Consider the following 19,893-nt stretch of genomic DNA (forward strand, 5'->3'; position numbering starts at 1 on the left):
TTTTTATCTAGGTATTTAAAAATTAAACACGTTCGATCACTGTTGCAATACCTTGACCAAGGCCAATACACATCGTCGCAAGACCGATTTGTGTATCTTGCTGTTCCATTACATTCAACAATGTTGTTGTGATACGCGCACCAGAACAACCCAATGGGTGACCCAATGCAATCGCGCCACCGTTATGGTTCACGATGTCTTGCTTGTCATAAATACCTAAGCCTTTAAGAACAGACAGACCTTGTGCAGCAAAGGCTTCGTTCAATTCAAAGGTTTGGATATCAGAAATCGCTAGACCAGCGCGTTTCAACGCTTTTTGTGTTGCCGGAACCGGACCATAACCCATGATCGCAGCATCACAGCCCGCAACCGCCATAGAGCGAATTACAGCACGTGGCTTAAGACCTAAAGCTTGAGCACGTTCAGCAGACATCAACAACATTGCAGAAGCACCATCAGACAAAGCTGAAGATGTTGCCGCAGTTACTGTACCGCCTTTCGGATCGAATACTGGACGCAAAGATTTGAACGATTCAAGGTTCGCATCTGGACGGATCACTTCATCGATATCACACAAGATTTTGTAGCCATCTGCATTATGACCTTCAATGCCCACAATCTCGTTCTGGAACAGGCCATTTTCAGTCGCAGCCCAGGCACGGCGATGTGATTCCACACCGAACGCATCCTGTTCTTCACGGCTAATACCGTTCATGCGACCCAACATTTCAGCAGTTAAGCCCATCATGTTCGACGCTTTGGCATAATGCTTAGACGCTTCAGGATTCAGGTCGATGCCGTGCATCATGCCCACATGGCCCATGTGCTCAACACCACCGATGATGAAGATATCACCCTGGTTCGTCGCAATTTGCGCAGCCGCAGTGTGAATCGCCTGCATAGACGAACCACAAAGACGGTTCACCGTTTGGCCTGCAACAGTTTTCGGCAGGTCTGCCAGTAATGCGATATTACGGGCAATGTTCATACCTTGTTCTAGGGTTTGATTCACACAGCCCCAGATTACGTCTTCAACTTCATGCGGGTCGAATTCGTTACGTACCAAGAGGGCACGGACAAGCTCAGCAGACATCGAGTCGGCACGTACATTGCGGAACATACCGTTTTTGGTTTTACCCATTGCTGAACGTACGCCATCAACGATGACAACGTCACGTGGATTTAAAGTAGCCATTCACGTTGCTCCTTAACCGTAGAATTTTTTGTTGTTAGCAGCCATGTCACGCAACATTTCTGGCGCTTCATAAGCTTTACCAAGGTGCGCATACTTATTGCAAAGCGCAACATACTCAGCTACACCGGTTTGATCGATGTAACGGCATGGACCACCACGGAATGGAGGGAAACCAACACCCATGATCATGGCCATATCTGCTTCAGCAGCAGTGGCTACAATGTTGTCTTCCAGGCAACGAACAGTTTCGTTACAGAAAGCCAGCATCATGCGATCAATGATTTCCTGAGCGTCAAATTCACGTTTTTCCGCAGTTGCAACAGAGGCCACAAGCTCATACGCAGTTGGATCAACCACTTTGGCTTTTTTGCCTTTACGGTCAAGTTCATACTTGTAGAAACCAACGTCGTTCTTTTGACCCAGACGTTTGTTTTCGTACATCACCTGAATCGAACCTTTGAAATCAGGTTTCATACGATCCGGGAAGCCTTCAGCCATCACTTCTGCACCGTGTACGCCAGTGTCGATACCGACAACGTCTATCAGGTAAGCAGGGCCCATTGGCCAGCCGAATTTTTCCATGACTTTATCGATTTGCTGGAAGTCAGCGCCATCTTTAAGCAACAGGTCAAATGCACCGAAGTAAGGGAACAGTACGCGGTTGACCAGGAAGCCCGGGCAGTCATTGACCACGATTGGTGTTTTACCCATTTTCTGAGCAAGCACCACAGTCGTTGCAATCGCTTCGTCAGAAGTCTTCGCACCGCGAATCACTTCAACCAGTGGCATCATGTGTACCGGGTTAAAGAAGTGCATACCGACGAAGTTTTCAGGACGTTCCAGGTTTTCAGCCAGACGCGTGATTGAAATCGTAGAAGTATTAGATGCAATGATCGTGTTTTCACGAACTTTTGCTTCAGTTTCTTTCAGTACGATACCTTTGACTTTTGGATTTTCAGTCACGGCTTCGATCACGATGTCCACTTCTTTAAACTCGTCATAGCTTAAAGTTGGACGGATGCGCGCAAGAGTTTCACCCATTTGAGCAGGCTTCATCTTCTTACGTTCAACTTGTTTGGTCAGTAAACCATTGGCTTCTTTCATACCCAAAGCAAGTTGCTGGTTACCGATGTCTTTCATGATGATCGGTGTGCCTTTGCTTGCCGCCTGGTAAGCAATACCACCACCCATGATACCTGCGCCTAGAACAGCCGCCTGGTTCACTGGATGCGCACCTTTTTCATAGCGCTTCGAGGTTTTTTTCACGATCTGGTCATTCAGGAACAAACCGATCAAGGCACCTGCTTGTGGTGTGACTGCTGCTTTAGCAAAACCTTCAGCTTCCGCTTTCAGCGCGTCATCACGATGCAGGCTCGCACCCGCTTGAAGAGAATCAAGCAGTAATTTTGGTGCAGGGTATTGAGCTGGATTAGCTTTTGCCAGAACCATGCCTTTCGATGAGTTAAACGCCATCATCTGTTCGATCGGGCTGAGTTTAACTGGATCGAGTTTTTCCTGACGCTTGGTTTTCCAGTCTAAACGGCCATGAATCGCCTGTTTTACCAGATCAAGTGCAGCATCTTGTAGCTTGTCAGCAGGAACGACAGCATCGACTGCGCCGTCTTTCAGTGCAGCAGCTGGCTTCTTAGGATTGGCCATTGCCATCCATTCTACCGCGTTGTCGATACCGATTAGACGGCTTAAACGCACTGTACCACCGAAGCCCGGGAAGATACCCAGCTTGATTTCAGGTAGGCCCACTTGTGCCTGTTCTGACATGACACGGTAGTCACACACCAGGCACATTTCGAAACCGCCACCCAGTGCCATGCCATTAATTGCAGCCACTTTAGGAATGTCGAGGTCTTCGAAGCTGTTAAAAATTTCATGTACTGGCATTGCCCAGTCAACAATCGCTTGTTCACCCTGAGCAAAGTTGTCGCCGAATTCAGTGATATCAGCACCTACAATAAATGTAGATTTGCCTGAAGTCACAATCAGACCTTGAATATCGGCATGGGAGACGGCTTCGATAGCAGCCTTGAAATCTTCAATCGTTGCACGGTTGAATTTGTTAACGGACTCACCTTGTAAGTCAAAGCGGAATTCTGCAATCCCGTCCTCAAGCATTTGGACGGTAATGGCATTGCCAGCGTGGATCATGCCCTGATCTCCTTTATTTTGGAGGACTTCTAAGTTGATGTTGTGAAGCAAGTGCGCATGTCCCGCGCACTTTTTGACTTCGCTAATCTTACGATAACTATATCCAAAAAGAACATAACAAGTTGTATCAAGCCGTGACGCAATGGTCATCAATTTCTGCCGGATTGGTTCGAACCGCTATGACTTTTCCTTTCAGTTTTCTAAAAGCAGATGAACCAAAGATTTTGTTTCAATTCATTATTTTTTATCAATCAGCCTGATAGATATGGAGCAGGGTGACTGATTTTCAAGGTTCATTTCTAGCGGAGTTTTGTCAATTCAGTCAATTTCTGTCCTTGAATGTGCCATTTTTAGCCTTGAAGCATACTGAGTGCAGGGCTTTCAGGTCTTTGCTGATAGTGTTCAAGCAGTACAAATAAAAGCGCAGTAGCTCATTTCGGTTGCTGAACTTTTCTGATGAGATCGAAAATGAGAACGATCCTGTCGATGTGTGATTTGAAATAATTTCTATCCTGCCGGGTTGAATCCCTGTCATCTGCTATGGAATTGTTTATGATGATCATGCACCAAGATATGGGGGATATCGATGCACGTATTTCGTTCTAAAAAAGACTGGTGGCTGCTGGCTTTTGTGATTTGTATGAGTGGCCTGTTGCTGCAACTACTGCTGACCATGCAGGCCAAAGGCACTATGCAGCAATATCCGCTGCACACTGCGGTTTATGTCCTGACTATTATCATTTTATGGTGGCCGCTGTGGAGTACGCGCTATGTGGTAGACAATGGGGTGTTGACCATAAAAAGCCTGTGGTTAAGCTGGAAGATTCCGTTAAGTGAAATCCAATCCATTCAGCCCACAGACCACTCTATCATTGCGCCAGCCTTATCCTTAAAGCGTCTGCGAATTGACTATACAGATGCGGGCATGCAGAAATTTATATTGGTTTCACCCAAAGATCAGACTGCTTTTATACAGGCGCTTCAGCCGAATAAAAACTGATATCGAGTCTGCCTTAGTTAAGCTTTTGCTTGCTCAGGCAGAACCACCAGCTGTCCATCGACACAGTCCAGATGCAGACTGAACTGCTCAGGCTGGTTTAAAAAATACAGCGCCAGAATCGGCTCCAGTTCGGTACGCATCTTGCGGCCCAAATGTCGGGCGCCGTAACGAATATCATGGTCCTGATAGAAATAGGCTTTGGCTGAAGCGCTTAAATGCACGCTGCGTTGCTGATGTTGCAAGCGCTTGTTCAGTTTATCCAGTTCAATTTCGACCAGACGTGGCAGGGCATCATGCTGTACCGCCTGATAATGCAGGCTGCGGTCAATCCGGTTCAGAAATTCAGGGTCGAATTTACGCTGCATGACTTTTTCAATGATGCGCTGGGTGGGAACGCGCTTCAGACACAGCGCCTGCATTTTCTCAGGCAGATAGCTGAGTTTGTCCAGATATTGCTGCGCCGCCTGTGCCCCGACATTGCTGGTCATAAAGATCATGCAGTTGCGAAAATCGATAGTTTTAGTGCCCGCTGTCAAGGTCAGCCGGCCAGTATCCAGCACGTTCATCAAGCCGCGAATCACTTCGTTACTGGCTTTTTCTAGCTCATCAAACAGGCTGTGGCCTTCTTTAGAGCCAACATAACCGGGCGGTGCGCCGGTCAAAGCCGCGGCATAATGTTCCTGTGCCAGAGTATTCATATCAATCCGGCAAAAGGCGTCCGGGCGACCATAGATCGCTTCGGCAATCAGACGCACGGTTTCAGTTTTACCGACGCCAGTAGGGGCCAGCATCAAGGTAACCGACAAAGAGCGATCCGGGCTGGAAAAATCTGCCTTGACCACATGCAGCATTTTTTCAATTTCATTCAGGGCTGCATCCTGTCCAATAATCCGTTCACGTAGCAGCTGCATTACATTATTTGGCTCGAAATGAAAACGCGGTTTGCCAATCAGGCGATCACGTTCAGACGGGTGATGGGTGAGGTAGAGGGTTGAACAATATGAATGCCCGATTGCTGCACGGTCATATGAAACATCTCAAAACTAGACTTTTTGAGCATAACAAAGTTAAAGGTTGAAATTTATAGCTTTTAACAATCAGTTTATGCCGTAAGGATTATAGATTGGGGGATAACCCGACAGGAACTTTAAGATTGAATGGCAACTTCAGGGGAATTTTGTGTTTTTGCTTGAAAATGACGCAAAAATCATCACATATATCTGCAGATTGTAGATGAAAAATAGGCTTTAGGTGAACGAAAACGCACGCCCCCATATTGAAAAAATCCTGGCGAATATGACCAGCCTGCCCGGGGTCTACCGGATGTATGGCAAAGACGGCGAATTATTGTATGTGGGTAAAGCCAAAAACCTGAAAAACCGGGTCTCCAGCTATTTTGTCAAAACGCTGGATCATCCCAAAACCCAGGCCTTGGTGGCACGGATTTATGATATCCAGACCCTGGTGGTACGTTCTGAAACTGAAGCCTTGTTGCTGGAACAGAACCTGATCAAGCTGCATCATCCGCCCTATAACATCATGCTGCGTGATGACAAATCTTATGTCTATATTTTTGTTTCGGCAGATAAACCCTATCCGCGTTTAGCCAGTGGGCGCGGCAAGGGCAAGCACCAGGTGGGCAAGTTTTTTGGACCTTATCCGAGTGCGTATACCGCCCGGGATACTCTGGTGGTGCTACAAAAACTGTTCAATGTGCGTTCCTGTGAAAACAGTTTTTTTGCCAACCGGACCCGGCCATGTCTGCAATACCAGATCAAACGCTGCTCTGCGCCCTGTGTCGGATTTATTTCTCCAGAAGACTATAAGGCAGATGTCGATAACTCGATCCGATTTTTGCAGGGCGATACCAAGGAGCTGAATCAGGAACTGATCGCAAAAATGGAAGCGGCCGCTGAAGCGCTGGAATTTGAAAAAGCGGTGTTCTATCGTGACCGGATGGCATTGTTAAGAGACGTACAGTCGCAGCAGGCGATCTATAAGCTCAAAGGCGAAGCCGATATCCTGTCGATTGCCTATCAGGCCGGGGTGACCTGTGTGCAGATCATGCATGTGCGCAACGGCAAAATGCTGGGTGGAAAAAGTTATTTCCCAGATATGCTCAGTGATGACCTGGGGCAGATGCTGGCCGATTTTATTGCCAATTTTTATTTTCAGGTGGCCGATGAAATCCCGGCTGAACTGATTGTTAATCTGGAAGTGGCTGATCGTAAAGAACTGGAAGCAGCACTCTCGCAGCATTTTGGCAAGAAAATCCAGATCAAGTCCAAAGTCCGCGAAACCCGGGCCGAATGGCTGGAACTGGCGCAGATGAATGTACAGCACGCGATTCAGGGCAAGCTGGCCAATCATATAGAATTAAATGAGCGTTTTCATCAGCTGGAGCAGGTGGTCGGCCGTCCGGTAGACCGGATCGAGTGCTTCGACATTTCACATACCATGGGCGAAGATACCGTGGCATCCTGTGTGGTCTTTGATAGTGGCGGCGCGCGCAAGCGTGATTATCGCCAGTTCTCCATTCATGATATTCAGGCGGGTGATGACTATGCCGCCATGCGTCAGGCGCTGACCCGTCGTTATAAAAAAGCCCTGTTGCCAGACTTGCTGCTGATTGATGGTGGCAAGGGGCAATTGCACATGGCAATGGAAGTCATGCAGGAACTGGGACTGGATGCCTTTATGGTCGGTGTGTCCAAAGGTGAGGGACGTAAGCCTGGTCTGGAAACCCTGCACTTTACCGATGGCAGTAAAATTCAATTACCGGAGGATCATAAGGCACTGCATCTAATTCAGCAGGTACGTGATGAAGCACACCGCTTTGCGATTACCAAGCATCGTGCCAAACGCGATAAAAAGCGTGGTTCATCAGTGCTGGAAGTGATTCCGGGGCTCGGACCAAAACGCCGTCGGGATTTGCTGACCCATTTTGGCGGGATTCAGGGCGTACTGAAAGCCTCAGAAAGAGATCTGCAACTGGTACCGGGACTGGGTTCAGTCATGGCCCGGATGATTTATAAAGTGCTGCATGAATGACGCGTGGCTTAAATGCAAGGGCCAAAGTGCGCATTGACGCTTGGGTCACGTGACATTCACAACCTGAAGAATTTTGCCGAATATACTGAGCATCAAGACTTACTGAGGGATCAACATGTCTTTGCATGCACTTTATGCACAAATTGCCGAACAGGAATGGGTAGAGTTTCCACAGGGATGGTTACAGGGTCGTACTCTGTATGGTGGTCTGGCTGCCGCGATGATGATGCAAAAAGCCGTCACTCACATCAATGATCCGGCCAAGCATTTGCTGAGTTGCAGTGTGACCTTTGTCGGCCCGATTCAGCAAGCCAAAGTACGACTGAGTGCCGAAATCCTGCGGCAGGGCAAGTCGGTGACCACGATTGAAGTGCGCTTATGGCAGGACGACGCGGTGCAAAGTATTCTGATTGCCAGTTTTGGTATTTCCCGTGATTCAGAGATTCAGGTTCAGCAACAAGCTCAGGCACCCGACTATGCTGCGCCAGAGCAGCTGTTTCAGATTCCTGCTGGCTATGGCATGCCAGACTGTTATGATCATTTCGAAGTGGCCTGGGCGGATGTCAATCTGCCTTGTAGTGCCAGTTCTCGTCCGGACTTTGGCGGCTGGTGCCGTTTCCATCCCGAAAAGCATTGCAACCGTGAATTTCTGGTCGCCGACTTGATGGCCATCTTTGATATCTGGCCACCCGGGGTGTTACCGATGTTTAAAAACATGGCGCCTGCGAGTAGTCTGACCTGGACAGTGACCTATGTGCATCCGGTTCAACATCAATTGCATGATTGGTTTAAATATAAAGTATTTACCGACTATGCTGCGGATGGTTATACGACGGAGCATGCCTATCTCTGGGATGCCGAAAATCGCCTGATTGCAATGGCAAGACAAACAGTGACGGTGTTTGCCTAGTGACACTGCAAGTCAATTCGTATAAAGTGAAGCCTATTAATGATGGATCAAACCTCTAAAAAAGTGTGCATTTTCATCGTACATGAGGGGAACAATTGGCGGTGTCTATGACTACAGGTCGTATCCTGAATATTCCAAATATCTTGACCTTGGCGCGTATCGCTCTTATTCCGGTATTTCTATTGGTGGCTTACTGGCCGCCTGCAATGGGCTTTGATGCTCATAACCCCGACATGACGCGGCATATAATTTTAACCACGATCTTTGTGGTGGCTGCGGTCACGGACTGGTTTGATGGCTATCTGGCACGTACATTAAACCAGACTTCTGCTTTTGGACGTTTTCTCGACCCAGTTGCAGATAAATTGATGGTCGCAGCTGCACTGATTGTGCTGGTGCAATGGCAGCCTTCCATGTCGATGGCTTTTGCTGCGATTGTGATTATTTCGCGTGAAATTACTGTGTCAGCCTTACGTGAGTGGATGGCAGAGTTGGGTGCACGGACCAATGTTGCGGTTTCAACGGTGGGGAAATACAAAACTGCTTTCCAGATGATCGCCATCACCGTATTTCTGTTAAATTGGCCACCGCTGGAAATGCTGGCGTATGCCTTGCTATACACCGCAGTGGTACTCACTTTATGGTCGATGTTCATTTATCTGAAAGCGGCTTGGCCATATCTGAAACAGCCTTAATCGAAATGAAAAGAGAAGCTCCTTGAAAGGGGGCTTTTTTTATGCGCTTAAATTATCAAGCCAATCGGCAAATTGCAGGCAAAAAAATACCCAGTCTTTGGGGGAAGAACTGGGATGAAATCGGGGTATTTGTTGCTTATTATTATAGTTATTCAAAGATATCTCATCTTCTTAGGGCTCATTATAGAGAGATAGTTTTTTTTAATCATGTGGCTTCTTGTAGCAGAATGTTGTGTTTTGTGAATACTCTGTATATTGCTTTTACAATCCATTATTTTGATACAAATCTAAATGTTTTTCAGTAGGATAGTGACTGACTCGATAGACGAAATAGGATAAGTGAAAATCTGTTTTTTGTGCCCTAAATATTGGTTAGTAAGATTTGCTAGATTTAGTCAAAAAATCCCTTGAGATAGGGGATAGATTTATGCCTACGCGGACTTTATCTTTGTCTCGTGTAACAAAAGAAAAGTAGGGCTTTAATGTGAAAAGCTTCTGTATGGGGAGCTCTTTACATTCAAAACTACGTGCTTAGCTGGTCTTGAGTAATGTTTAGAACAACACATAAAAAAGAATCTCCAAAGTTGGAGATTCTTTTAGATTAAAGTCTACGCGGACTTCGTCCTTGTCTTACGTAAAAAAGAAAAGCAGTGCTTTCTTTTTTACTCAGGCTTCAGCCCTTCGGCTTTTTCTAGGGATGCATCATTGTTAAAGAACTTTTCACGCTGTTCTTCAAGAAACTTTTTCGCATCTGCTTCAAACACGTTCAAACGCTTTTCATTAATTAGCGTAGTCTGGTGTTTTAGCCATTCTTGCCAAGCCTGTTTAGACACGGTGTCAAACAATTCCTGACCCTTTGGCCCCGGGAATGGAGCAAAGTCTAAACCTTCCATGTCCGCCTGATACTTACGGCAAAAAACTTGTCGAGACATATCCATACTCCAAAATTATGCGTAAAGTTGTTCCAAACGCGCATGTGCACGCTCAATGGCTGCTTTCACTTGAGCAGGCGCGGTGCCACCAATGTGATTACGGGCATTCACCGAAGCTTCAAGAGTTAGGGCTTTTTCAAATACGTCTGCTTGAATCAGGTCAGAGAACTGTTGCAGTTGTTCGAGTGTCAATTCAGACAGGTCTTTAGATTCTTGTACACCGAGTGCAACCGCTTTACCTACAATCTCGTGCGCATCACGGAATGCAACGCCGTTTTTTACCAAGTAATCAGCCAGGTCAGTCGCAGTTGAGAAACCACGCAGCGCTGCTTCGCGCATTTCAGCAATGTTTGGAACCAGTGCAGGAATCATGTCAGCAAATGCCATGAGTGAACCACGAACTGTATCGATCGCATCGAACAATGGCTCTTTATCTTCCTGATTGTCTTTGTTATAGGCTAGAGGCTGGCCTTTCATTAAAGTCAGCAGGCTCATCAAATCGCCATAGACACGGCCGGTTTTACCACGTACCAGTTCAGGCACATCCGGATTTTTCTTCTGCGGCATGATTGAAGAGCCAGTACAGAAGCGATCTGGAATATTCACGAATTTGAACTGTGCAGATGTCCATAGAATCAGTTCTTCAGACATACGTGATAAATGCATCATAATTAAAGATGCAGCGGCATTAAATTCAATCGCAAAGTCACGATCCGATACTGCATCCAGCGAGTTTTCAGCAACAGCTTCAAAACCTAGCAGTTCAGCAGTATAAGCACGGTCGATTGGATAAGTAGTACCTGCAAGTGCAGCAGAACCAAGCGGCATACGGTTGACACGCTTACGGCAATCAATCAGACGTTCTGAATCGCGTACCAGCATTTCAAACCAAGCCATTAGATGATGACCAAAAGTCACTGGCTGAGCGGTTTGCAAGTGGGTGAAGCCTGGCATGATGGTGTCGGTGTTTTTAGCCGCTAAGCTTAAAATACCTTTTTCTAGTTTTTTCAGTAATTCCAGGATGCTATCGATTTCATCGCGTACATAAAGACGGATATCTGTCGCCACCTGGTCATTACGGCTACGACCGGTATGCAGTTTCTTGCCAGTAATGCCGATACGTTGAGTCAGGCGTGACTCAATGTTCATGTGGACATCTTCTAAATCAATGCGCCATTCAAAGTTGCCTGCTTCAATATCGGCTTGAATCGCTGTCAGACCTTCAATAATGTCATCGCGTTCTTGCGTGGTCAGTACGCCCACTTTTGCCAGCATGGTTGCATGGGCAATCGAGCCTGCAATATCTTGTTTATAAAAACGTTGGTCAAATTGAACAGATGCTGTAAATTCAGCAACAAAAGCATCAGTCGCTTCAGAGAAACGACCGCCCCACATACCCGAAGTCTGGGCGTGTGATGGATTAGAGGAATTAGAAGATGTGGTCATGTCGGCTCAATCAGATTAAAAGCAGTAGAACGAAAAAGAGTATAACAAATTCAAAGCCCATTGCCGAAGTCACATCTGCTCAATCTTTTACATCGATAAACGAACAGACGCAAAATTCCTATTTTTTTAGCCAGATCGGCAATCTACGCTATTTGCTGGAACTGTTTGCTGGCGGCAATATTCTGGCCATGATTCTGGCGCTTGCAGAAGCGCAATCCTGGCAGGCTTTGAATGGAATGCACCTGCTGCAATATATCCTGTATATCAACTGGGTACTGTTATGTTTTGCAGCACTGGTCGAGCTGTTCCATCAAGCCTTTCAACGTATGGGAATCAAACTGGCTTTGATTTCTGGATTTCTGCTGTTACAGGCAATTGTACTGCTCACTACGGTGAACCTGAATATCTTGATATATTTTGGACAGAATTTTAATTTTCAGGATTTAAACCTGGCGATTGCGCTGGATCGGGTCGGACTCCATTTAAGTCTGGGAATTTTGCTGGGAACTTTCTGTTTTCGCTATCTTTATTTGCGTGAGCAATGGGAGCAGCAGCAGCATAGTGAGTTGAATGCTAGGATTCAGGCCATGCAGGCACGGATTCAGCCGCATTTTTTGTTTAACAGCATGAACAGTGTGATCAGCCTGATCAGTATCAATCCGGATAAAGCCGAGCACATGCTGCTGAATTTGTCACGGTTATTTCGTGCCAGTTTTCAGGAATTAAAACTGGTCAACCTGCAGGAGGAAATTGATCTGTGCCAGCGCTATCTGGAGATTGAGCAGATCCGTCTAGGTGAGCGTTTGCAGGTCGAATGGAAGTTAGAAAACAAAGACTTATACTCACAAGTTCAAATTCCATTATTAACTTTACAACCCTTGCTAGAAAATAGTATTTTCCATGGAGTTGAAAAAATTCTTACAAAGAGTACCATAAGCATATTGGTTGAAATATTGCAAAATCAAATTAATATCATCATAACGAACCCTTATGCACAGGATAATAAAACTTTAAAAAAGGGACATGGTATTGCAATAGAAAATGTCAGACAGCGTCTGCAAGCTTATTATGGACCCAGTGTGACTTTTCAAACCTTTGCCGGCGAAGGGATGTTTACGACGGTAGTGCGATATCAATATAAATAAAAATAAATCAAAGAAATCGCAGTTAGCTTTATCATTCATCTGATGATGTTAACTGGGTAAGGAGGAGAAATGGACATCCTGATTTGTGATGATGAGCCTTTGGCCGTCGAGCGTTTATCACGTTTGGTCTCTCAACTGGGGCATGATGTGGTGGCGACAGCAAGCCATGGCCGTCAAGCGATTGATCTGGCTCACCAATACGAACCCGATGTCATCCTATTAGATATTCAAATGCCTGAAATGAACGGACTGGCTTGTGCGCAACATTTGCGTCAACTGGATCCAATGCCGGCCATTGTCTTTTGTACGGCCTATGACCAACATGCGCTGGATGCATTTAAATCAAATGCCGAAGGCTACTTGCTTAAACCGGTGATGCAACAGGAATTGGCACAGGTTTTAGAGCACTTAACTAAACTTACCCAAGCTCAAATGAGCCAACTAAAACAAAAAGAAAATATGGACGAAATCAATATCAGCCGCCAGCAGATTGCGGCAAAGACCTATCGTGGTGTCGAATTGGTGCCAGTTGAAAATATCTATTATTTTCTGGCGGATCAGAAATATGTCACTGTGCGTCATAAAAACGGCAGTGTATTGATTGATGAAACCTTAAAGGAGTTAGAGCAGGAGTTTGGGAACCAGTTTATCCGGATTCATCGTAATGCCTTGATCTCGGTGCATTATCTGGATGGTCTGGAAGTGGTGAGTTCTGGTCAGTATCAGGTACGTTGTCGTGAGCTGGACGATCGTTTGGCGGTTAGTCGGCGACATTTACCGTTTTTACGAGATCGGATTCAAAAGCTTTAGCGGGGGATGAATGAGAGCATTCAGTTGAAACTTGTATAAATTCACTTGCATTTTCAAGTGAGCAGGTTAAGTTTAGACTATTGTTCTCATTTACTGTTATTGAAATTTATGAAGACCCTAAAAATTGCAACTCGACAAAGTCCACTTGCGCTTTGGCAAGCGGAACACATCCGTGCGCGCCTACAAGATTTGCACGCTGGTTTGCAGGTCGAGTTAGTCACTTTTGTTACACAGGGCGATAAAATTCTAGATACACCACTGGCTAAAATTGGTGGAAAAGGACTGTTTGTAAAAGAATTAGAAGCCGCTTTACTGGATGGTCGTGCAGATCTGGCTGTGCATTCCATGAAAGATGTCCCGATGGCCTTGCCCGAAGGTCTGAGTCTGGCAGTGATCTGTGAACGTGAAGATCCCTTAGATGCCTTTGTGTCGAATACCTACACTAGTTTTGAAGAATTGCCACAAGGCGCCAAAGTCGGAACCTCAAGCTTGCGCCGTAAAACCCAGATTTTAAAACAGCGTCCAGATCTGGACATTATCGATTTACGCGGTAATGTCGGCACACGTTTATCTAAACTGGATGCAGGCCAGTATGATGCGATTATTCTGGCCAGTGCCGGTTTAAAACGCTTGGGTCTGGCAGAACGTATTCGTCATACTCTGACGCCTGAAGTCAGTCTGCCGGCCGTGGGTCAAGGGGCATTGGGACTGGAATGCCGTACTCATGATCAGACGGTGCTGGACTTGATTCAGCCACTCCTGCATGCGGATACAGATGCGTGTGTACGTGCCGAACGTGCCTTTAATGCCTATCTAGAAGGCGGCTGTCAGGTGCCGATTGCCGGTTATGCCACGCTCAAAGAGGGTGTGATTTCAATCGAAGGTCGTGTAGGCAGTATCGATGGAGCAGTTTTGCTCCGGGCACAGCAGACTGGAAAAACGGCAGATGCAGAGCAATTGGGTGTGAAGCTGGCAAAAGACTTGCTTGATCAAGGTGCTGGCGAGTTGCTGAAAGCACTCTATTCACACTGATGTTATTGATTAATACCCGCCCCAGTGATCGTGCTGCAGGTTTGACCCAGCAGTTACAGGCAGCGCAAGTGTCTGTTTTAGAATTGCCTTTGCTCGAACTGCATGCAATGCCTTATTCCGATGAGCTGTCGAGTTTGTATCAGCAGCTGGAGCAGGCACAGATTATTGTGGTGGTTAGCCCGACGGCTGCCCAGATTGGTATGCAATATTTGCAACAGGCTGGAGTCGCGCTCTCGACTTTGGCACAGGTGCATTGGGTGGCAGTGGGTAAAGCCACTGAACAGGCATTGGCGAGCTATGGCATTCATAGTCATGTGCCTGAGGTCGAAACTTCGGAAGGCATGCTGCAATTGCCTGTGTTGAAGCAACTGGCTTCTGGTTCAGGTGTAGCCTTCTGGCGCGGAGAAGGTGGTCGTCAATTTATGATGGATCATTTACGTGCCAGCAATATTAAAGTTTTAAACTTTATTTTGTACCGGCGGCAATGTCCTGAAACGACAGCAACGATTTTGGCAAAGAACCTGGGGCTGCTTAAGACGCAGCAGCGTTTTGCAGTTCTGATCACCAGTGAAGCAAGCTGGTTAAACTGGCTGGCACTTATGCAGGATGATGCAGAGTTCATGCAGCACGTCTGTTATTTGGTTTTGGGGCCACGTTTGGCTACTATTCTTGGGGAATATCAACAGCAGCATCAGGCAAGTTTTCAATTCGTAGAAATCGATGATTTAGACGCAAACACGATCTTGCAGAAAATGAGGCTGATATTAGGGAACGCATGAAGAAACTATTCATTGTATTGTTCATCTTGAGTATGGCGTGGCTAGTTAAGCTCAGCTACGACTTACATGTTCTGAATACAGCACAGACTGAATTCAATCAAAGCATCAATCAGTTACAGCAGCAAAATGCCAATCTCAATGATCAGTTCGTGGCTTTAAAACGCCAGATTTCTGCTCAGCAGGAAAATGCTGGAACCACTTCATCTAAAGCGTCAGGACGTGAAGTGACAATTGATGCAACGCAAAATGATATTGCCTTGGTACAGCAACATCTGGATCTGATCGAATTTGCACTGCAACAGCAACAATACGCCACTGCAATAGAAAAATTAACTCAGTTATCCAATGAGCTGGATGATTATGTTTTAGCGCCTGCCTTGGTCAGTAGTTTGCAGCAAGTAATTGCGAAAGATCAGGACATGCTGAAAAAATTCGTGAACAGCCGATTAGTGCAGCAAAATAAAGTAAAAGAACTCTTGGTGCAGATGGATGCTGAAATTGAAAAAGAAATTCAGACACCACATCGTCAGCGTCCAGAAACTCAACGCTCTTTCTGGCAGCGCTGGATTCAGGTTGAATCCGCAGATCAGCCAAGCACAGTCTTGATGCAACGGCATCTGGTACTGAAAGAGGCCCAGTTGCGCTTGCTCATCGCACAGAATACCTTACAAAAAGACCAATCTGTCGCTTTTCAGCAGGCACTGAATGCCGTGATTGAAGTCTTGGAACAATTGCCGGATGCACAGAGCCAAAAATGGATTCAGCAATTGTATCAAATCAAGGCCACCCCGATTACTCCGATTCCATTATTAAACACACGCACCCTAGTGGGCTAATTGCTTATGAAACAGATTCTGCTAGCCTATTTATTTGTCTGCCTGCTTGGTATTGCGGGGCTGAGTATCCTGAGTTATGGACATGGGGCTGGCTATGTCTATCTGTATTGGCGCGAGTGGCAGTTACAAACCACCCTCTGGTTTTTGGCCGCATCCTTGGTGAGCGTGAGTTTTCTGATGCATTGCATCTGGTATGCGATCAAGCAGTATCGCAGCCGTGAACAACGTAAAACTCAAACGGTCTTTAGTTTTTCCCGCTTACATCCTTATGAACAACTGGCAGTCATCTGGTTATTAAACGCTGCGCAGGATCAGCGGGATTTTATTCACCAGTCTTTTACCAAGTCGGGTTTACTTAAACATATTATTGATGCACGTTTATCTTGGGGGCAACAGCAATATACCCATGCATTAACTGCTTTAAATCAGTCCAATCCCATGGCATTTGAATTGGCAGAATTACAGCGGATTGAAATTTATTTATCACAACAGCAAGGTGAACAAGCACTTACCCATTTAGAGTTTTTAAATCAGCATGAATTATCACCTTGGTTAATACAGGTTAAAACAGCCTATGAGCAGCGCCTTGTCGCCTTATGGGGGGTATTTGCCATGCAGTTTCCTTGGTTATATTTACGTTCGACCCAATATGGGCATTTAGACCAAGAAGTAAAAAAAACATGGCTTGAACAATTATTATTAGCCTATGACCAAGCCACACAGGACGATTTATTTTATTTACAGCAACGTTATTTAGATTTAAAACCGCAAATATTTGATCGTGACTATTCGGTCAAATTATTATGGTTGAAATTATTATTTAGAATACCAGAAATGAGTGCCGAGCATGAAGTGCTTGCGATTCATTTAATGGAACAGCAATTTAATCAGGATGTATTTTATTTGTGGTTCCAACAACAGTTATTGCGTCAAAACCCGGATTATGATGCGATTGCACAACAGATTTCGCACTGGGAAACCAAGTATCCGGCATTACCGGTTTTAAGCTTTGCGAAATGGCATGTGTTGCAAGCCACAGGCTATACAGATCAAGCCCAGCAACTACTTGACTTGTATCCGGATGATATTCGTATGAGTTATTTAAGAATTAAAGCTGCCTTACAAGATCGGGAGGACTTGCTACAGCAGTTAAATGCAGTATTTGAATCGAATGTAAACTTTATAGAAATTAAGACTTGAGAATAATAATGTCAGAATTAAAACAATATCCAGTTATTTATGAACAAACAGTCGCATGGGGTGATATGGATGCCTTTGGACATGTCAATAATGCCATGTATTACCGTTATGTCGAAAGTGCGCGTCTGGCTTATCTAGGGATATTAGATATACATAATGAACCGGTATTTACGGTAGTGTCTTCAAATCAGTGCCGTTATTTAAAACCTGTGGTTTTTCCTGATCATTTAAAAGTAGCAGCACGTATTGAAGAAATTCGAAATAGTGCAGTTAGAATGCAATATCTATTATGGAGTGAAAAACAGCAAAGTATTGTGGCTACTTCAGAAGCAGTGATTGTCTGTGTCGATAAAAAGACCATGCAGAAAACAGAAATTCCGGAACATATTCGCGAAAAAATCAAAGCGCTTGAATTAAGTGTTCAACATGAAATTTAAAAATGAATGAAGCATTTTATTTTGTAATTTTTTTTAAACTTTATTGTTATTGCTTTAAGTTTTTATATTGAATGTTTTATTTAATATAAATATGATGGGGCTATTATTTAACAAAACGAATAATATTATTTTTCGGAGAGCATTATGCCAGATATTACGCATTTATCAGTAGAAGAGTTAAAACGTTTACAAGCAGAAGCAGAGTCACTGATTGCTTCAAAAAAAGATCAAGAGATTGAAGATGCTTATCAGCAAATTTTGGCAGTTGCTGAGAAAGTTGGTATGACAGTTGAACAGTTACTTGAATTTGGTGCGTCTAAACGTAAGAAATCGTCACGTAAGTCGGTTGAACCGCGTTACCGTAGCAAAAGCAATCCGGACGATACCTGGACTGGCCGTGGTAAACAGCCGCGCTGGTTGGTGGCTGAATTGGAAAAAGGCGCAAAGCTGGACGATTTCCTGATCTAAGCTGCCATTTGATCTAGTCATTAGGCTGTCATACAGACAGTCTATGATCATTAAACCAAGCATACCTGCTTGGTTTTTTTATATCTATGAATTGGCGTTGGCAGAAAAGTGTGCATAATGTGTGGGTATAAGGGGAAAATTATAAATGGGGATTTGGACTTGAGCGATTGGTCGTGGTGGGGATGAGCAGTAAACCGAAAACTTTAAGATGGTTGATCCTTGCTCTTGTTGCATTTTTTATTTTTGTCGTATTACAAGTGCCAGCAGCCTGGTTAATTTCAAAATTTTATAAAAATAACCAGACTTTGCATAATGTAAACGGAAATATCTGGCAGGGAAGTGCGGACTGGAAAAAAGGCAATCTTCGGGGCAGTCTGAACTGGAAAGTACGGCCGCTGGATTTGCTGTTGCTGCGAGTTGGAGCACATGTGGATTTGCATAGTGGCAATACCCAGTTGTCCGGAATTATGGCCTATGGTCTGAATAAATCTTTAATTGTCAAAAATCTTGAAGGGCAGGTCGCGCCTGAAACTCTAAAAAAACTTGCAGACTGGCAATGGCCGAGTACTGCGATTCAGTTTAAAGATCTGGATTTTAAATATAAAAAAGAACAGGGCTTCAGTCAGGTGGCCGGACAAATGCAATGGGCGGGTGGTGAGCTGGTTTATACCTTTGCTCAGCGTCAGGAACGCATGAATGTACCCGCCATGACTGGAAAACTCGCAGATGAAAGCGGACAGCTGTTACTTGATGTTCGGGATAGTCGCGATCAACGTATGCTGAATATCAAGCTTGATCCGAGTCTGATGCTGGATATCCAGCTCACCCAGCGCTTTTTAATGAATGCGCCTTCTTATGAAGGTAAAGCCGGATTAGATACCTATGTGATCAGTACCCGCCAACCCTTAATGGGAGGCTTGAACTGATGGCAGTTTCTCTGAATGATTTAAAAAATATTGAACTGAAACAGATCGATCGTGCTGCACCTGTGGTTTTGTTACTGCTCATTCTGTATCTATGCTGGAAGCTGGCGGCTTTTTTCTGGTTGCTGATAGCTCCACCCCAAGCCATGCAGCTGGATCGGGTAGAACTGGGTTCGCAACAGGCACAAATTCCGAATATCGGTGCATTTTCACTGTTTCAGGAAGTTGGGCAGTCTGTGGGTGCTATTGAAACTACCAATATCATTTTACAAGGGGTGGTGGTTGCCAGTCCAAGTTATAACTCTTCTGCGGTACTGAAAATTAATGATCAGGTCGATCGTTACCGTGTCGGGGAAATGCTGGCCAATAGCGGTTTTGAGTTGGCTGAAGTGCATTGGGATCGGGTTATTTTGCGTCGATCCACAGGTGCTACTCAAGAAATCTTATTCAAAGGTCTGGAAAATGGCTTGAATCAGCCGATTGTGCCGGAAACATCAGCATCTTCAAGTTCAATGCCTGCTATGCCTTCTAATAGTGGTATGCCTGAGCAGCCTTCGCCACAGAATGAAATTGGTCGGGCCATCCAGCAGATGCAGGAAAACAAGGACCAGTATTTACAGAATATGGGGGTTAGTGCAGCAGATGGTAGTTATGAAGTAACTTCACGGACGCCGGCTGCATTGCGTAATCGCCTGGGTTTAAGACCAGGCGACCGGATTTTGTCTTTAAATGGCCAGACGCTGAGCCAGGGACAGACCGAAGCACAATTACTGGAACAGGCCCGGCGTGAAGGTCAGGTCAAACTCGAAATAAAACGTGGTGATCAGGTGATGACCATACAACAAGATTTGAAGTGATGTGTCATCACGCA

18 protein-coding genes and 1 pseudogene are annotated in these 19,893 nt (G+C 45.3%); 14 read left to right on the forward strand and 5 right to left on the reverse strand.

Features of this window, described 5'->3' with window-relative positions; all coding sequences use genetic code 11:
• Positions 1–22 precede the first annotated feature (22 nt).
• Both fadA and fadB read right to left on the reverse strand, forming a co-directional pair.
• Positions 23–1,195: an acetyl-CoA C-acyltransferase FadA gene (gene fadA / locus F891_RS00955; RefSeq protein ID WP_004647298.1), complete on the reverse strand. Its 1,173-nt coding sequence runs from the start codon at positions 1,193–1,195 to the stop codon at positions 23–25.
• Positions 1,196–1,207: 12 nt separating this feature from the next.
• Positions 1,208–3,358 (reverse strand): fatty acid oxidation complex subunit alpha FadB, encoded by a 2,151-nt coding sequence (gene fadB / locus F891_RS00960; RefSeq protein ID WP_004278642.1) that lies wholly within the window; start codon positions 3,356–3,358, stop codon positions 1,208–1,210.
• Positions 3,359–3,944: 586 nt separating this feature from the next.
• Here fadB and F891_RS00965 point away from each other — a divergent pair.
• Positions 3,945–4,358, forward strand: a complete 414-nt coding sequence (locus F891_RS00965) for a PH domain-containing protein (protein ID WP_004278641.1) — start codon at positions 3,945–3,947, stop codon at positions 4,356–4,358.
• A 17-nt stretch (positions 4,359–4,375) separates the two neighbouring features.
• Here the strand turns inward: F891_RS00965 and F891_RS00970 are convergent.
• A pseudogene (locus F891_RS00970) lies at positions 4,376–5,385 on the reverse strand (AAA family ATPase).
• A gap of 224 nt (positions 5,386–5,609) precedes the next feature.
• Between F891_RS00970 and uvrC the strand changes: the two are divergent.
• From uvrC to pgsA, 3 genes are all read left to right on the forward strand, one after another.
• Complete coding sequence (gene uvrC / locus F891_RS00975) at positions 5,610–7,409, forward strand: excinuclease ABC subunit UvrC (protein WP_004647300.1); 1,800 nt, start codon at positions 5,610–5,612, stop codon at positions 7,407–7,409.
• A gap of 115 nt (positions 7,410–7,524) precedes the next feature.
• Entirely contained in the window at positions 7,525–8,319 is a 795-nt protein-coding gene (locus F891_RS00980; protein WP_004647301.1) for a thioesterase family protein, read from the forward strand.
• 107 nt (positions 8,320–8,426) lie between these two features.
• A complete protein-coding gene (pgsA, locus tag F891_RS00985) occupies positions 8,427–9,014 on the forward strand; it encodes a CDP-diacylglycerol--glycerol-3-phosphate 3-phosphatidyltransferase (RefSeq protein ID WP_016806864.1) in 588 nt (195 codons plus the stop codon).
• A gap of 662 nt (positions 9,015–9,676) precedes the next feature.
• Here the strand turns inward: pgsA and F891_RS00995 are convergent.
• Positions 9,677–9,946, reverse strand: coding sequence for an oxidative damage protection protein (locus F891_RS00995; protein ID WP_004278636.1), 270 nt, complete (start codon positions 9,944–9,946; stop codon positions 9,677–9,679).
• A 15-nt stretch (positions 9,947–9,961) separates the two neighbouring features.
• A complete protein-coding gene (argH, locus tag F891_RS01000) occupies positions 9,962–11,392 on the reverse strand; it encodes an argininosuccinate lyase (RefSeq protein WP_026055759.1) in 1,431 nt (476 codons plus the stop codon).
• On the opposite strand from argH, the gene F891_RS01005 reads away from it, so the two are divergent.
• From F891_RS01005 to F891_RS01050, 10 genes are all read left to right on the forward strand, one after another.
• Complete coding sequence (locus F891_RS01005) at positions 11,383–12,537, forward strand: sensor histidine kinase (protein ID WP_004647305.1); 1,155 nt, start codon at positions 11,383–11,385, stop codon at positions 12,535–12,537. The genes argH and F891_RS01005 overlap by 10 nt on opposite strands.
• Before the next feature lie 69 nt (positions 12,538–12,606).
• Complete coding sequence (locus F891_RS01010) at positions 12,607–13,347, forward strand: LytR/AlgR family response regulator transcription factor (protein ID WP_004278633.1); 741 nt, start codon at positions 12,607–12,609, stop codon at positions 13,345–13,347.
• A 108-nt stretch (positions 13,348–13,455) separates the two neighbouring features.
• The gene (hemC, locus tag F891_RS01015; protein WP_004647306.1) at positions 13,456–14,379 is read left to right on the forward strand and encodes a hydroxymethylbilane synthase; all 924 of its coding nucleotides are present in this window, start codon (positions 13,456–13,458) and stop codon (positions 14,377–14,379) included.
• Entirely contained in the window at positions 14,379–15,158 is a 780-nt protein-coding gene (locus F891_RS01020) for a uroporphyrinogen-III synthase (protein WP_004278631.1), read from the forward strand. The genes hemC and F891_RS01020 overlap by 1 nt, the downstream gene beginning before the upstream one ends.
• On the forward strand, positions 15,155–15,994 hold the full coding sequence (locus F891_RS01025) for a hypothetical protein (RefSeq protein ID WP_004647307.1): 840 nt from the start codon (positions 15,155–15,157) through the stop codon (positions 15,992–15,994). Before F891_RS01020 ends, F891_RS01025 begins: the two co-directional genes overlap by 4 nt.
• A 6-nt stretch (positions 15,995–16,000) precedes the next feature.
• A complete protein-coding gene (locus F891_RS01030; RefSeq protein ID WP_004278629.1) occupies positions 16,001–17,194 on the forward strand; it encodes a hypothetical protein in 1,194 nt (397 codons plus the stop codon).
• An 8-nt stretch (positions 17,195–17,202) separates the two neighbouring features.
• Positions 17,203–17,631, forward strand: coding sequence for an acyl-CoA thioesterase (locus tag F891_RS01035; RefSeq protein ID WP_004278628.1), 429 nt, complete (start codon positions 17,203–17,205; stop codon positions 17,629–17,631).
• A 141-nt stretch (positions 17,632–17,772) separates the two neighbouring features.
• Positions 17,773–18,099 (forward strand): H-NS histone family protein, encoded by a 327-nt coding sequence (locus F891_RS01040; RefSeq protein ID WP_026055760.1) that lies wholly within the window; start codon positions 17,773–17,775, stop codon positions 18,097–18,099.
• A 182-nt stretch (positions 18,100–18,281) separates the two neighbouring features.
• Positions 18,282–19,025 carry a type II secretion system protein N gene (gene gspN / locus F891_RS01045; protein ID WP_004647310.1) on the forward strand — a complete coding sequence of 248 codons (744 nt, stop codon included), beginning with the start codon at positions 18,282–18,284 and terminating at the stop codon, positions 19,023–19,025.
• The gene (locus tag F891_RS01050; RefSeq protein ID WP_004647311.1) at positions 19,025–19,879 is read left to right on the forward strand and encodes a type II secretion system protein N; all 855 of its coding nucleotides are present in this window, start codon (positions 19,025–19,027) and stop codon (positions 19,877–19,879) included. The genes gspN and F891_RS01050 overlap by 1 nt, the downstream gene beginning before the upstream one ends.
• Positions 19,880–19,893 lie beyond the last annotated feature (14 nt).

This window comes from Acinetobacter sp. CIP 101966, assembly GCF_000369725.1.
Classification (GTDB): Bacteria; Pseudomonadota; Gammaproteobacteria; order Pseudomonadales; family Moraxellaceae; genus Acinetobacter; species Acinetobacter lwoffii_Q.

Excerpts from the sequence above, each read along its gene's own strand:
- F891_RS00965 (WP_004278641.1), top strand. The coding sequence starts at position 3,945 with ATGCACGTATTTCGTTCTAAAAAAGACTGGTGGCTGCTGGCTTTTGTG.
- hemC (WP_004647306.1), top strand. The coding sequence starts at position 13,456 with ATGAAGACCCTAAAAATTGCAACTCGACAAAGTCCACTTGCGCTTTGG.
- F891_RS01050 (WP_004647311.1), top strand. The coding sequence starts at position 19,025 with ATGGCAGTTTCTCTGAATGATTTAAAAAATATTGAACTGAAACAGATC.
- F891_RS00980 (WP_004647301.1), top strand. The coding sequence starts at position 7,525 with ATGTCTTTGCATGCACTTTATGCACAAATTGCCGAACAGGAATGGGTA.
- F891_RS01005 (WP_004647305.1), top strand. The coding sequence starts at position 11,383 with ATGTGGTCATGTCGGCTCAATCAGATTAAAAGCAGTAGAACGAAAAAG.
- F891_RS00995 (WP_004278636.1), bottom strand. The coding sequence starts at position 9,946 with ATGTCTCGACAAGTTTTTTGCCGTAAGTATCAGGCGGACATGGAAGGT.
- F891_RS01010 (WP_004278633.1), top strand. The coding sequence starts at position 12,607 with ATGGACATCCTGATTTGTGATGATGAGCCTTTGGCCGTCGAGCGTTTA.
- pgsA (WP_016806864.1), top strand. The coding sequence starts at position 8,427 with ATGACTACAGGTCGTATCCTGAATATTCCAAATATCTTGACCTTGGCG.
- gspN (WP_004647310.1), top strand. The coding sequence starts at position 18,282 with ATGAGCAGTAAACCGAAAACTTTAAGATGGTTGATCCTTGCTCTTGTT.
- F891_RS01025 (WP_004647307.1), top strand. The coding sequence starts at position 15,155 with ATGAAGAAACTATTCATTGTATTGTTCATCTTGAGTATGGCGTGGCTA.
- argH (WP_026055759.1), bottom strand. The coding sequence starts at position 11,392 with ATGACCACATCTTCTAATTCCTCTAATCCATCACACGCCCAGACTTCG.
- fadA (WP_004647298.1), bottom strand. The coding sequence starts at position 1,195 with ATGGCTACTTTAAATCCACGTGACGTTGTCATCGTTGATGGCGTACGT.
- F891_RS01020 (WP_004278631.1), top strand. The coding sequence starts at position 14,379 with ATGTTATTGATTAATACCCGCCCCAGTGATCGTGCTGCAGGTTTGACC.
- F891_RS01030 (WP_004278629.1), top strand. The coding sequence starts at position 16,001 with ATGAAACAGATTCTGCTAGCCTATTTATTTGTCTGCCTGCTTGGTATT.
- F891_RS01035 (WP_004278628.1), top strand. The coding sequence starts at position 17,203 with ATGTCAGAATTAAAACAATATCCAGTTATTTATGAACAAACAGTCGCA.
- fadB (WP_004278642.1), bottom strand. The coding sequence starts at position 3,358 with ATGATCCACGCTGGCAATGCCATTACCGTCCAAATGCTTGAGGACGGG.